Source organism: Herminiimonas fonticola, assembly GCF_003293745.1.
In the GTDB taxonomy this organism is placed as follows: domain Bacteria; phylum Pseudomonadota; class Gammaproteobacteria; order Burkholderiales; family Burkholderiaceae_D; genus Oxalicibacterium; species Oxalicibacterium fonticola.
Genome location: NZ_PTLZ01000001.1, coordinates 61,229 through 72,684, shown reverse-complemented (window position 1 = coordinate 72,684; position 11,456 = coordinate 61,229). Strand labels below are relative to the sequence as shown.

General features: G+C 50.5%; 15 protein-coding genes. 10 read left to right on the top strand and 5 right to left on the bottom strand.

Annotated features, from left to right (window positions below; genetic code table 11):
* Positions 1 to 267 precede the first annotated feature (267 nt).
* Positions 268 to 612: a DUF1840 domain-containing protein gene (locus Hfont_RS00360; RefSeq protein ID WP_112990286.1), complete on the bottom strand. Its 345-nt coding sequence runs from the start codon at positions 610 to 612 to the stop codon at positions 268 to 270.
* A gap of 109 nt (positions 613 to 721) precedes the next feature.
* Positions 722 to 1,270: a hypothetical protein gene (locus Hfont_RS00355; protein WP_112990285.1), complete on the bottom strand. Its 549-nt coding sequence runs from the start codon at positions 1,268 to 1,270 to the stop codon at positions 722 to 724.
* A 164-nt stretch (positions 1,271 to 1,434) separates the two neighbouring features.
* On the opposite strand from Hfont_RS00355, the gene Hfont_RS00350 reads away from it, so the two are divergent.
* Genes Hfont_RS00350 through Hfont_RS15155 form a run of 3 tightly spaced genes read left to right on the top strand, consistent with a single transcriptional unit; the run spans position 1,435 to position 2,878 of the window.
* Entirely contained in the window at positions 1,435 to 2,220 is a 786-nt protein-coding gene (locus Hfont_RS00350) for a 5'-3' exonuclease (protein ID WP_112990284.1), read from the top strand.
* 39 nt (positions 2,221 to 2,259) lie between these two features.
* Positions 2,260 to 2,505: a hypothetical protein gene (locus Hfont_RS00345; RefSeq protein ID WP_112990283.1), complete on the top strand. Its 246-nt coding sequence runs from the start codon at positions 2,260 to 2,262 to the stop codon at positions 2,503 to 2,505.
* Positions 2,477 to 2,878 (top strand): hypothetical protein, encoded by a 402-nt coding sequence (locus tag Hfont_RS15155; protein WP_241522968.1) that lies wholly within the window; start codon positions 2,477 to 2,479, stop codon positions 2,876 to 2,878. The genes Hfont_RS00345 and Hfont_RS15155 overlap by 29 nt, the downstream gene beginning before the upstream one ends.
* Before the next feature lie 3 nt (positions 2,879 to 2,881).
* On the opposite strand, the gene Hfont_RS00335 is transcribed toward Hfont_RS15155, so the two are convergent.
* The 3 genes from Hfont_RS00335 to Hfont_RS00325 are packed head-to-tail and all read right to left on the bottom strand — an operon-like array spanning position 2,882 to position 5,213.
* Positions 2,882 to 4,405, bottom strand: coding sequence for a YifB family Mg chelatase-like AAA ATPase (locus Hfont_RS00335; RefSeq protein WP_112990282.1), 1,524 nt, complete (start codon positions 4,403 to 4,405; stop codon positions 2,882 to 2,884).
* A 41-nt stretch (positions 4,406 to 4,446) separates the two neighbouring features.
* On the bottom strand, positions 4,447 to 4,914 hold the full coding sequence (locus Hfont_RS00330; RefSeq protein ID WP_241522967.1) for an aminoacyl-tRNA synthetase: 468 nt from the start codon (positions 4,912 to 4,914) through the stop codon (positions 4,447 to 4,449).
* A gap of 59 nt (positions 4,915 to 4,973) precedes the next feature.
* Complete coding sequence (locus tag Hfont_RS00325) at positions 4,974 to 5,213, bottom strand: accessory factor UbiK family protein (RefSeq protein ID WP_112990280.1); 240 nt, start codon at positions 5,211 to 5,213, stop codon at positions 4,974 to 4,976.
* Between the two features lie 230 nt (positions 5,214 to 5,443).
* On the opposite strand from Hfont_RS00325, the gene Hfont_RS00320 reads away from it, so the two are divergent.
* From Hfont_RS00320 to Hfont_RS00290, 7 genes are all read left to right on the top strand, one after another.
* Positions 5,444 to 6,181 (top strand): TorF family putative porin, encoded by a 738-nt coding sequence (locus tag Hfont_RS00320; protein WP_112990279.1) that lies wholly within the window; start codon positions 5,444 to 5,446, stop codon positions 6,179 to 6,181.
* A 25-nt stretch (positions 6,182 to 6,206) separates the two neighbouring features.
* Positions 6,207 to 6,545: a P-II family nitrogen regulator gene (locus Hfont_RS00315; RefSeq protein WP_112990278.1), complete on the top strand. Its 339-nt coding sequence runs from the start codon at positions 6,207 to 6,209 to the stop codon at positions 6,543 to 6,545.
* Positions 6,546 to 6,555: 10 nt separating this feature from the next.
* Entirely contained in the window at positions 6,556 to 8,079 is a 1,524-nt protein-coding gene (locus tag Hfont_RS00310; protein WP_112990277.1) for an ammonium transporter, read from the top strand.
* A gap of 202 nt (positions 8,080 to 8,281) precedes the next feature.
* Positions 8,282 to 9,580 carry a glutamate--cysteine ligase gene (gshA, locus tag Hfont_RS00305; protein WP_112990276.1) on the top strand — a complete coding sequence of 433 codons (1,299 nt, stop codon included), beginning with the start codon at positions 8,282 to 8,284 and terminating at the stop codon, positions 9,578 to 9,580.
* A 126-nt stretch (positions 9,581 to 9,706) separates the two neighbouring features.
* Positions 9,707 to 10,660, top strand: a complete 954-nt coding sequence (gene gshB / locus Hfont_RS00300) for a glutathione synthase (protein ID WP_112990275.1) — start codon at positions 9,707 to 9,709, stop codon at positions 10,658 to 10,660.
* A gap of 65 nt (positions 10,661 to 10,725) precedes the next feature.
* Complete coding sequence (locus tag Hfont_RS00295) at positions 10,726 to 11,133, top strand: PTS sugar transporter subunit IIA (protein WP_112990274.1); 408 nt, start codon at positions 10,726 to 10,728, stop codon at positions 11,131 to 11,133.
* Between the two features lie 31 nt (positions 11,134 to 11,164).
* Positions 11,165 to 11,434 carry an HPr family phosphocarrier protein gene (locus Hfont_RS00290; RefSeq protein ID WP_112990273.1) on the top strand — a complete coding sequence of 90 codons (270 nt, stop codon included), beginning with the start codon at positions 11,165 to 11,167 and terminating at the stop codon, positions 11,432 to 11,434.
* Positions 11,435 to 11,456: the final 22 nt, after the last annotated feature.

Genomic DNA, 11,456 nt, shown 5'->3' with positions numbered 1-11,456 from the left:
ATTGTAACGGGAGCCGCCTGTTCGCGCGCGTTATGGCAGGATAAATTGCGGAAGTTTATTGCTTTGTGGACGGACGGGAATGCCGACAATGAATTTAATTGGAGTTTGACAAGCAGGGCTGAGCTTGAAGTAGTGCTTTGAAGCTTGAGTCAAGCGGGAGACAGTTTTGATATTGCAAACTGCTCCGCTTGCATCATTCAGTACGAGGCAATCGAGGATGAATAACCTAAGAAATTGCCCATGCAGGCAAACTTATTTCACCGTAGTCTAAACGCCCCACATCACATCTTTGTTTTCTTCTCGTGCGGCACGCAGCATTTCCAGTAGCGGATAGGCGCGCGTTGAGAAATGCACGGTTTCCGGTTGTTCGTGCTCATTATCGTCGCCATCTGCACCATGATGAGCAACCACATCACGCTTTACCGCTTCGGACGCAAAATGCGCCTTGCTTTCGGTTATTTCGGATTCCAGCAATTTGATGGCATTGGCTGTTTCTGCTGCGGTAATGACGCCGCGTTTATGGTCTTTATGTAGCAGATCGAGAATACGTTTTGCATGTTCTTCATACATCAGGACCTCGGCAGCAGCTTTGGATTTAAACGTAATTAACATGAGCATCCTCCTTGATGTGAACTTGATAAAACGATAGCACGATTTCAAAACGGCTTCTAGCGTTGTTATGTATGTAGGGTATACCTGTAAAGACAGAAATGCTTGTGCGCTAGTTCAATTTGAATGAAGAGAAAAATGTTGCGACCACATCGCGGCTGACCGATTTCTCTGGCCCGATGACAATCAGCTGATACACGCGTTTTTCCTTTGCCAGAAAACGCGCAAACAGAACGCGATTTTGACCATTCGCGGTTGCGCCACTTGCTTCAATTTCTGTCAGTGCCACCGTGCCGGGAGCATTCATCGATTGTGGCATGGTCAACACTTTTTCCTGTTTGACGGTGCCGCCGATATTGTTAATCATCGCGGTCTTCATTGCAGCCAGAGAAACCTGTGCCTGCGTGGCGTCCGGCAATTCTGCACTGCCGACGGCGAAGGTAATGCCATCGACTTCCGATGCGACCATCGTCATCGATACCGTTATGCCTTTCAAATCAATTTTGCGGGTGTATGTCGTCGGCTTTGTCGGCAACGCAATGACATAAGGTGCTGCGTCGCCATGTACTTCGCGCCAGTCGTATTTGGGCGAACAGGCACTCAGAAAAAGAAGACCGACGATGACAGCCGCATTGCGCAATTGTGTGAGCGAAAAATTCATGATGATGAAGTCGTAGGCAAGGCAGCCATGTTACACCGCGTGCTGTGTTGCTTCGCATTTCAGGCGGATGTACATGCATGGAATGCTTACGGCGATGCCAAGGCGAGTAAAATCTTTCGAATTCTGGAAAAGAATATTTTCAACGTGTCATAAGGCCATAACTCATGGGAAAACTGCTGGCGATTGACGGTCTGAATATTGTGCGACGTGTGTATGAAGCCAATATAGAGCCTGATACTTCTGCGAAGGCAGAAGCCGCACTGCGACATTCGCTGGGTTCGTTCCGCAAATTGCTGGCAACGCATGAACCTACGCATGTATTGCCGGCTTTTGACTTCGGCGGCCATACGTGGCGTCATGATTTGTATGCGCGATATCGTGAAAACCGCGAGCCTATGCCTACGGTTTTGAAGGAGCGCCTACCGGATTTTTACGATCAACTTGCTGCGCTCGGACTCAAGGTGGTCGAAGTGCCGGAGGTGGAAGCGGATGACGTCATTGCAACCGGCGTCATGCGCTGGCTGGCAGAAGGACGCGGTGATGCAATCATCGCCTCAACTGACAAGGATTTGCACGTGCTGATTGCGCACGGCGCGATGGTTTGGGATCATTTCAAAAGCGAATGGCACAACAGCAAATGGGTGGAAGATAAATTTGGCGTGCCGCCTGAAAAGTTGACAGATTTGCTGGCCTTGATGGGCGATGTATCGGACAGTATTCCCGGCGTATCAAAAGTCGGCGTGAAAACTGCCGCCAAGCTATTGCAGAGTTACGGCAATATCGAACGTATCATGGCAGGCGCCGGGATTCTGAAAGACGGTTTGGGTGAACGCTTGCGCAAGGATAGTGCGCAGCTTGCCATTTCCCGTCAACTGGTTGAGTTAAAAACCGACGTACGCATGGGCGTGACATGGAACATGCTGGCCTTTGATGCCGTGCACATCAATTGATGCAAAGCACATACTTCACTATTTTTGAAATCAAAATTTATGACTGAAACCAATCAAGCTTATATCGTCCAGCAACGCAAAATGAACGCGGGCGAAAAAGATTTACCCGTTTATGCGAAAGCCATGCGCAGCAAGGAAGGTGTTTTCGAAGGAGTGTCTTTTATTCGCAATCGCGAAAAGGCATCCGTGATGACGCTGGCAGAAGCGCAGGAAGCAGTTGCATGGGCCAAGAAAAAAAAGCCGCTGGCTGGCTTGTATGAAACGAGCATCATTCCGGCAGCATGAAAATGCCTGGCTAATCGCTGGTGTCGGATATGAATGCAAGATTGTTGAGTGTGTCGGCGAAAGGATATTCACCATGCGACGAATTATCACTGGCAGTGCTTTTATCTTCGCAGCATTGAGTATGGTTGGATCTGCGTCGGCATCGTCCCCCGATGCATGGCAGGTTCTATACGATACGACGGCTCATGCCTGTTTGAAGAAGAGTGAGCTGAAAAAAGCCAGGGTGGTTGAAGGGCCGCTACTTTTTTCAAATACCATTCTGTACAAGATCAAGGGCGTCTGGCCGCAAGCGCACATGAAGGGCAAGACGGGGAAAGTATATTGTCTGCACCCTTATCCAAATGGCGAGCCTGAAATTGTCGATGCACCTTAAAATTTATTGTTCGCGCAATGCACGTCGATACTGAATCGCTTCCGCCACGTGCGCTTGCTTGATTGTTGATGTGTCGTCGAGGTCCGCAATCGTGCGTGCGACTTTCAATACGCGATGATAGGCGCGGGCCGACCAATTCAAGCGCGTCATCGCTGTGCGCAACAACTGCTCGCCGGCCGCATCCGGTTTGCAATGGTTGTCCATTTCGCTGTTGGATAACAAATTATTGTGTTTGCCTTGTCGCGATAGCTGGCGTGCCGATGCATGCGCAACGCGTGCTGCGACATGCTCTGACGATTCACCTGTCGATTGCTTGAGCAAGTCTTCATGCGCGAGGGCGCCGACTTGAATTTGCATGTCGATACGATCAAGCAAAGGGCCGGAAATTTTTCCTTGATAACGTGCAATCACATCGGGTGTGCAACGACATTTGTTCGACGGATGGCCAAGGTAACCACACGGGCACGGATTCATGGCGGCGATCAATTGGAATCTCGCAGGGAAATCCGCTTGTCGTGCGGCACGTGAAATAGTGATTTGTCCAGACTCTAGCGGTTCACGTAAAACTTCCAGCACGGTGCGACTGAATTCAGGCAATTCGTCGAGGAAGAGTACCCCTCGATGTGCCAGCGAAATTTCTCCCGGACGTGGCGTACCTCCACCACCAACCAGTGCAACGCCAGAAGCTGTATGGTGCGGCGAACGAAATGGCCTGACCTTCCAGCGTGCAGTAGTAAAACCGCTGGTTAGAGATTGAACTGCGGCTGACTCCAAAGCTTCATCATCTGTCATCGGCGGCAAAATGCCAGCGAAACGCGCTGCCAACATCGACTTGCCGGTCCCCGGCGGGCCCACCATAAGTAAACTATGTGAGCCAGCTGCGGCGACTTCCAGTGCGCGCTTTGCTTGTGCCTGGCCTTTTACATCTGCCAGATCAGGATAGTTCGGTCTTGCGCTGGTCGGTGTCGCGATATGGCGCGTCAAACGCGCATCCGGATCCGTGGCGGCGAAGTGTGCGCAAACCTGCAATAACGAATCAGCAGGAAAAATCGTGACGTCACGCACTAATGCGGCTTCATCTGCATTCATGCGCGGCAAAATGAAGGCACGTTGCTTGCCGTTTTTATCGCTGCTGCGATGCATCGCAAACGTCATTGCCAGTGCGCCACGGATAGGGCGCAATTCTCCGGACAGAGATAATTCACCGGCAAATTCATACGACGCTAATGCATCGGCTGGCATTTTGCCTGACGCGGCTAATATGCCGAGCGCGATGGGTAAATCGAAACGGCCGCTTTCCTTCGGTAAGTCCGCAGGTGCCAGATTGACCGTTATTCTTCTTGATGGAAATTCAAAGCCTGCATTCTGCAAAGCCGCCCGCACACGATCCTTCGATTCTTTTACCTCGGTTTCAGGCAAGCCGACAATCGTAAAAGATGGAAGGCCGTTGGCCAGATGAACCTCTACCGTTACTTCAGGCGCTTGCATTCCTGCCAACGCACGACTCGTCAAAACGGCTAGGCTCATGTTGCTCCCTGGAATTTACTGCGGTTCAGCGGATGCTGTAATCAGTGTTTGCAGTGCTTGGCGTGTTCCAGATGAGCAATGGCCGCTTTGACGATTGCATATCTCATTGCCTGATCTTGGGTCGGGTGATCCGAAATATGCACAATCGTGGTGCCTATATGAATTGCCTTGCCGTGTGGATCATCGGGAAGGTCTTGATAGCTGATGGCCAGTGCATATTCTGCAATCAATGGTCCGCAAGCTTTCCAGTCGCGCGTCCATTTGGGCAAAACCTGGGTGTTTTCCCATAAAGAGCCGGCGCTTTCATAGAACTCTTCGATGTTGTGATGCCCTCGCAACTGCGCCAGATGACGCTCTTGAGACACGCAACTGCGGAAGTACTCTTCGTCGCTCATACGCATGGTGCCCCCTGCTGTTGGAATATCAGTGCCGGTTTCCCGGTGAAATATGAAAATAAATCGATGGCCGGCAGCTAAAACGCTTGGAAGCAAGTCTGTGTTTGCACGCATCTATATAGTTGGTATCGGAAAAATGCGAGCTGCGCTTTGCCGGAGTCGGTCTATCGTTCTTATTTTTTCAACTGTGCTTCCAGTGCAGTTACTTGCGCTTCGAGTGCTTCCAGTTTGGCGCGGGTAGTAGCCAGCACTTCAGCCTGTACATCGAACTCTTCACGCGTGACCAGATCCAGCTTGGAAAATCCCTGGCTCATCATCGCTTTTACATTTTTTTCAATGTCTTTAACGGGCGAGTTCTCCAAAACCTGATTGATTTTGTCTTGCATATCGTTAAAAAAATTAGGCTTTTCCATTTTTTCCTCGCAAAGAGTGTTTATTTGGCACCAATCAGGTGCAATTTATGTTCATATGCGCTAGAAGGGTGCGCAAGTGACTTTTGAACGGTTAAGAAAATAGTATTGGGTAAGGATTAATAGTAAAAATGATAATACATTCTAGCTAAAAAAGCTGGCATGAGTCCTGCTAAATGTATGCCTGAGGACAACCAATTTTGGTTTCTATATTTAACTTCAAAGGGAATATCATGAAAAAACTGATTCTTGCAGTTGCTGTAATGGGTGCATTTGCTGGTATTGCTAACGCACAAGAAGCTACTCCAGAACACTCGTTCACAGGTAATGTGACTGTAGCAACAGATTACCGTTTCCGTGGTATTTCGCAAACCTTTAAAGAACCAACAATTCAAGGCGGGTTCGACTATTCACATTCTAGCGGCTTCTACGTCGGTAACTGGAACTCGAACGTGAGCAGTAATTCGTTCACAGGTGGCTCGATCGAAATGGATCTGTACGCAGGCTACAAATTCGCGATCACTCCAGATTTCACAGCTGATGTTGGCGCTTTGTACTACTACTACCCAGGTGCTCAAATCTCTGGCGGTCAAAAATACAATACAACCGAACTGTATGTTGCCGGTACCTATAAATGGTTCACTTTGAAATACAGCAATGCAGTTTCTGATTTCTTCGGTGCACCTAATTCCGATGGTTCAGATTACCTCGAATTGAATGCTAACTTCGAAGTGATGGATAAAACAACTCTGGGCTTCCATGTTGGCCATCAAAACGTCAAGAATGTAAACAATGCTGATTACACTGATTACAAAGTCAGCCTTGCGCGTGACTTCGGATTTGCAACTATCGGCCTGGCTGTAGTTGGTACTGACGCAGACAAATCGTTCTACTCGGCGACAAACGGCGCTGGCAAAACTAAAAAACTGGGCGAAACAACAGCAGTTTTGTCGATCTCCAAAGCTTTCTAATCTAAAAATAACGTAAGAGGTTCAAATGAAACTGATTACCGCCATTATCAAGCCCTTCAAGTTGGATGAAGTGCGGGAAGCCTTGTCTGCGATCGGCGTGCAAGGCATTACCGTGACTGAAGTCAAAGGCTTCGGTCGTCAAAAAGGTCATACCGAGTTGTATCGCGGTGCGGAGTACGTGGTGGACTTTCTGCCTAAAACCAAAATCGAAGCTGCTGTAGATGACACGATCGTTGATCGCGCTATCGAAGCAATCGAAACTGCGGCACGTACCGGCAAAATCGGCGATGGCAAGATTTTCGTCTATGACCTGCAACAAGTCGTCCGCATCCGCACCGGTGAAACCGGTAAAGAAGCACTTTAAGGGGAATCAGATGAGTATCAAAAAAATATTCGCAAGCGCCCTGGCAACTGGTGCTTTGTTGGTTGCCGTAGGTTTTTCGGCACCGGTCATTGCTGAAGAAGCGGCCGCTCCGGCCACGACTGAAGCAGTAGCGGCGCCAGCCGCTGCAGCACCGGCAGCAGCGCCTGCTCCAGCAGCGGCCGCAGCTGCACCAGCAGAAGCGCCAGCCGCCGCACCGGCACTTGTGCCGAATAAAGGCGACGTGGCGTGGATGTCGATTGCAACCATCCTCGTGATCATGATGTCGATCCCTGGCTTGGCATTGTTTTACGGCGGCTTGGTTCGCTCGAAAAATATGCTGTCCGTGTTGATGCAAGTCTTCATGGTGTTCTCGGTGATCGTGGTGTTGTGGTGTGTGTACGGCTACTCGCTGGCATTCACACAAGGCGGCGCATTCATTGGTGGATTCGATCGCTTGTTCCTGAAAGGCATCACGGCTGAAACAGTCGCTGCTACCTTCAGCAAAGGCGTCGTGATTCCTGAGTTCAGCTTTGTCGCTTTCCAGGCTACGTTTGCAGCCATCACTTGCGGCCTGATCGTCGGTGCGTTCGCAGAACGTGTGAAATTCTCCGCTGTCCTGTTGTTCATGGTTCTGTGGTTCACGTTCTCGTACCTGCCTATGGCTCACATGGTCTGGTTCTGGCCTGGTCCTGATGCTTACACAGATGCTGCCGCTGCTGAAGCTGCTACCTCTGTATCAGGCTGGTTGTTCCAAAAAGGCGCACTCGACTTCGCTGGCGGTACCGTGGTTCACATCAATGCTGCTATCGCAGGCTTGGTCGGTGCATACGTTATCGGCAAACGTGTTGGTTACGGTAAAGAATCGATGGCTCCTCATTCGCTGACCATGACCATGATTGGTGCTTCCTTGCTGTGGGTGGGCTGGTTCGGTTTCAACGCTGGCTCCGGTCTCGAAGCAAACGGCCTGTCGGCTTTGGCAATCGTCAATACTTTGTTGGCTACAGCTGCTGCAGTTTGCACCTGGACCTTCGGCGAATGGATGGCTAAAGGCAAACCTTCGATGCTGGGTGCTGCATCCGGTGCTGTTGCTGGTCTGGTTGCGATTACACCTGCTGCCGGTTTCGTCGGCCCAATGGGTGCATTGGTAATCGGTCTGCTGGCTGGTATCGTCTGCCTGTGGGGTGTGAATGGTCTGAAACGCTTGTTGGGCGCAGATGACTCACTTGACGTGTTCGGCGTGCATGGCGTTGGCGGTATTCTCGGTGCGATTCTGACCGGTGTATTTGCTGATCCAGCACTCGGCGGTTCCGGCATCTATGACTATGTTGCTAACGCTGTTGCTCCTGATTACTCGATCATGGGTCAAGTCTGGATTCAAACCCAAGGCGTGATCACCACAGTAATCTGGTCGGCTGTCGTTGCATTCATCGCCTTCAAACTGGTTGACTTGGTTATCGGTCTGCGTGTTCCAGAAGAAGAAGAGCGCGAAGGTCTGGACATCACCAGCCACGGCGAGTCGGCTTACCACTCGTAATCTGTTTCTCCTGACCCGCGCAAGCGGGATTCAAAAGCGCCTCCTCGTGAGGCGCTTTTTTCATTTGGGCCTTTAAAATTGCCCTTCAGCCCTAATCTAGGTATGCCAAATTGAGCGGATAAGCTTGCCGAGCCAAGGGCGCAATCGGCGTTTCCCGTTTAAAATCAGCGTCAATTAACGATAGTTCAGCAAAAAGGTTTATATGGTTCCGCATCTCGTCACGGCCTTGAACGGTCCGTTGCTCGACCTTGAGAAAAAGATTCTCACCGCCACCCCAGCCATCGAACGCTGGTTCCGGCTGGAATGGCAAGAGCACACGCCGCCTTTTTATTGCTCAGTCGATCTGCGCAATGCCGGCTTCAAGCTGGCACCTGTCGATACCAATTTGTTCCCTGGTGGGTTTAACAATCTTTCGCCGGAAATGCTGCCTTTGGCGGTGCAATCGGCAATGGCAGCGATTGAAAAGTATTGTCCCGATGCCAAGAATCTATTGCTGATCCCGGAGGGTCATACACGCAATACCTTCTATCTGCAAAATATCGCGCGCCTGATGCAGATATTCCGCCAAACTGGTTTGAATGTGCGCCTAGGCTCCTTGTCGCCGGATGTAACCGGGCCAACACCTATCGAGCTGCCCGATGGTACGACCTTGACGCTGGAGCCACTGGAGCGCTCGCACAACGGTAGGCGTGTGGGTCTTAAAAACTTCGACCCATGCACAATTCTGCTGAATAACGATTTGTCCTCCGGTTTGCCGTCGATACTGGAAAACATCCACGAACAAAATCTGTTGCCGCCTTTGCATGCTGGCTGGGCTGTGCGTCGCAAGACCAATCACTTTGCCGCCTATGATGAAGTGGTGAAGAAATTTGCGAAGATGATAGACGTCGATCCGTGGATGCTGAATCCGTATTTCATGAAATGCGAAGGCGTTAATTTCAATGAAAATGTAGGCACCGATTGCCTCGCTTCCAATGTCGACACCCTGCTCGCCAAGATGCGCAAGAAATACAAGGAATACGGCATCAAGGAAAAACCATTCGTGGTCATCAAGGCGGATGCCGGTACCTACGGTATGGGCATCATGACCGTGCACGATGCAAGCGAAGTCAAGGATTTGAACCGCAAGCAGCGCAACAAGATGGCAGTCGTCAAGGATGGTCTCGAAGTTACCGACGTCATGATTCAGGAGGGCGTGCCAACTTTCGAACACATCAATGAGTCGGTGGCCGAACCTGTCGTCTACATGATTGATCGCTATGTGGTGGGTGGCTTCTATCGCGTGCACGCCGAGCGCGGCAATCACGAAAACCTGAATGCGCCGGGCGCACATTTCGTACCCTTGGCGTTTGCACATCAACATGCCTTGCCGGATTACCAAGCCAAACCAGGTACCGCTGCACCGAATCGTTTTTACATGTACGGTGTCGTAGCGCGCCTGGCTTTGCTGGCAGCGTCGCTGGAAATGGAAAAAACCGATCCGAATCCGGAAGTGTATTAAGGCATTGCAGCCCAGCGCTGTTGGCTTAGTCATTCATGTGCTTGTTCAATTGCGCTGCAATGGTTTCACAAAATTAAAACTTGTCGAGCATATGCTGCGACAAGATGATCTTTCAGGGTGTGCAGGATGAAAATAGCTTTCGCATGTGATCCGCTGGATGGCTTCAAGATTTATAAAGACAGCACGTACGCGATGATGGCGGAGGCCGCGCGTCGCGGGCATGAGATCCATGTATTCCAGCACAAGGATATGGCGTTTGAAGCCGGTAAAGTGGTGGCGAATATTTCGCGTGTCACGCTGACCGGTGACAACAATGATTGGTATCGCCTGGATGCGCCGATTGCGCAGGAATTGACGGCCTTCGATGCGATTCTGGAGCGTACCGATCCGCCTTTCAATATGGAATACATTTACGCGACTTATTTGCTGGAGCTGGCGCAGCAACAAGGCGCGCGCATCTTCAACAAGCCGGAAGCGATACGCAGCTTCAATGAAAAACTCGCGATTGCACAATTTCCGCAATACATAGCGCCGACCTTGGTAAGCAGCGATACGACGCGCATCAAGGCTTTTCACGGCGAACATCGCGACATCATCCTGAAGCCGCTGGACGGCATGGGCGGTGCCGGGATTTTTCGCGTAAAAGACGATGCACTCAACCTCGGTTCCATCATCGAGACGCTGACGGATAATGGACGTCAAACCATCATGGTGCAGCGTTACATTCCAGAAATCACCGAAGGCGACAAACGCATCCTGTTGATAGGTGGGCAAGTCGTGCCGTATTGCCTGGCGCGCATTCCGCAAGGAACGGAAATTCGCGGTAATCTCGCAGTCGGCGGTGTGGGCGTGGCACGTGAAATATCGGCGCGCGATCGCGAAATCGGTGAAGCCCTGGCGCCCATCCTTTTAAAAAGAGGCTTGTTACTGGTAGGATTGGACGCAATTGGTGATTACATGACCGAATTAAACGTGACCAGCCCGACCTGCTTCCAGGAAATCAGGGAGCAAACCGGTTTCGATGTCGCTGCGATGTTTGTTGATGCGTTGGAAAAACAGGCTGAAGCGTGGAATTCGTAATTGAATAAAAGAAATTGTCCAAAAATTTGAGTAAGTTGTTGTAAAAACCGGATTAAATAAAGCTGATGGTTGGTATTCTGTTATTGACGCACGCACCTCTGGGGCAAGCCTTTATCGCGGCGGCCACGCATGTATTTCGTTCGCGCCCGGAAAAACTGGATTCGATAGACGTCAATGCGGATCAGGATACGTGCGAAGTCGAGCAATTGGCAAAGAACGCTATCGCCGGTTTGGATGATGGCTCTGGCGTGCTGGTCATCACCGATGTGATGGGCGGTACGCCATCGAATTGCACCTTGGGTTTGTGCAATGTCGAAAATGTTGCGGTGATTGCCGGTATCAGCTTGCCGATGTTGTTGCGGGCAATTACGTATCGGCAAGATACCTTGGATGTTGTAGTTGAGATGGCATTAGCCGGTGGTCAAGGAGGCGCGGTCAGGGTGGACAACCGCGTACGGCTCTCGGCGAATTGATTAATTGATTTAAATAATTCTTATAATAAAAATGATTGAACAAGAGATTGAGATTATCAACAAGCTGGGTTTGCATGCACGCGCTTCTGCCAAGCTGACACAGTTAGCCGCAAAATACCAAAGTGAAGTCTGGATGACGCGCAACAAACGCCGCGTCAATGCCAAGTCCATCATGGGCGTGATGATGCTGGCTGCCGGAAAAGGCTCCAAGGTCATGCTGGAAACCAACGGCCCTGATGAAAAAGAATGCTTCGACGCACTCGAATTGCTGATTCAAGACAAGTTCGGTGAAGGCGAATAAATAAACCGGAGCAAATGGCAGG

Bases quoted from the DNA above. Each gene is read 5' to 3' on its own strand.
- Hfont_RS00320 (WP_112990279.1), top strand. From the start codon at position 5,444: ATGAAAAAACTGATTCTTGCAGTTGCTGTAATGGGTGCATTTGCTGGT.
- Hfont_RS00310 (WP_112990277.1), top strand. From the start codon at position 6,556: ATGAGTATCAAAAAAATATTCGCAAGCGCCCTGGCAACTGGTGCTTTG.
- Hfont_RS00360 (WP_112990286.1), bottom strand. From the start codon at position 612: ATGTTAATTACGTTTAAATCCAAAGCTGCTGCCGAGGTCCTGATGTAT.
- Hfont_RS00355 (WP_112990285.1), bottom strand. From the start codon at position 1,270: ATGAATTTTTCGCTCACACAATTGCGCAATGCGGCTGTCATCGTCGGT.
- Hfont_RS00315 (WP_112990278.1), top strand. From the start codon at position 6,207: ATGAAACTGATTACCGCCATTATCAAGCCCTTCAAGTTGGATGAAGTG.
- gshB (WP_112990275.1), top strand. From the start codon at position 9,707: ATGAAAATAGCTTTCGCATGTGATCCGCTGGATGGCTTCAAGATTTAT.
- Hfont_RS00345 (WP_112990283.1), top strand. From the start codon at position 2,260: ATGACTGAAACCAATCAAGCTTATATCGTCCAGCAACGCAAAATGAAC.
- Hfont_RS00295 (WP_112990274.1), top strand. From the start codon at position 10,726: ATGGTTGGTATTCTGTTATTGACGCACGCACCTCTGGGGCAAGCCTTT.
- Hfont_RS00330 (WP_241522967.1), bottom strand. From the start codon at position 4,914: ATGCGTGCAAACACAGACTTGCTTCCAAGCGTTTTAGCTGCCGGCCAT.
- Hfont_RS00325 (WP_112990280.1), bottom strand. From the start codon at position 5,213: ATGGAAAAGCCTAATTTTTTTAACGATATGCAAGACAAAATCAATCAG.
- Hfont_RS00350 (WP_112990284.1), top strand. From the start codon at position 1,435: ATGGGAAAACTGCTGGCGATTGACGGTCTGAATATTGTGCGACGTGTG.
- Hfont_RS00335 (WP_112990282.1), bottom strand. From the start codon at position 4,405: ATGAGCCTAGCCGTTTTGACGAGTCGTGCGTTGGCAGGAATGCAAGCG.
- Hfont_RS00290 (WP_112990273.1), top strand. From the start codon at position 11,165: ATGATTGAACAAGAGATTGAGATTATCAACAAGCTGGGTTTGCATGCA.
- gshA (WP_112990276.1), top strand. From the start codon at position 8,282: ATGGTTCCGCATCTCGTCACGGCCTTGAACGGTCCGTTGCTCGACCTT.
- Hfont_RS15155 (WP_241522968.1), top strand. From the start codon at position 2,477: ATGAAACGAGCATCATTCCGGCAGCATGAAAATGCCTGGCTAATCGCT.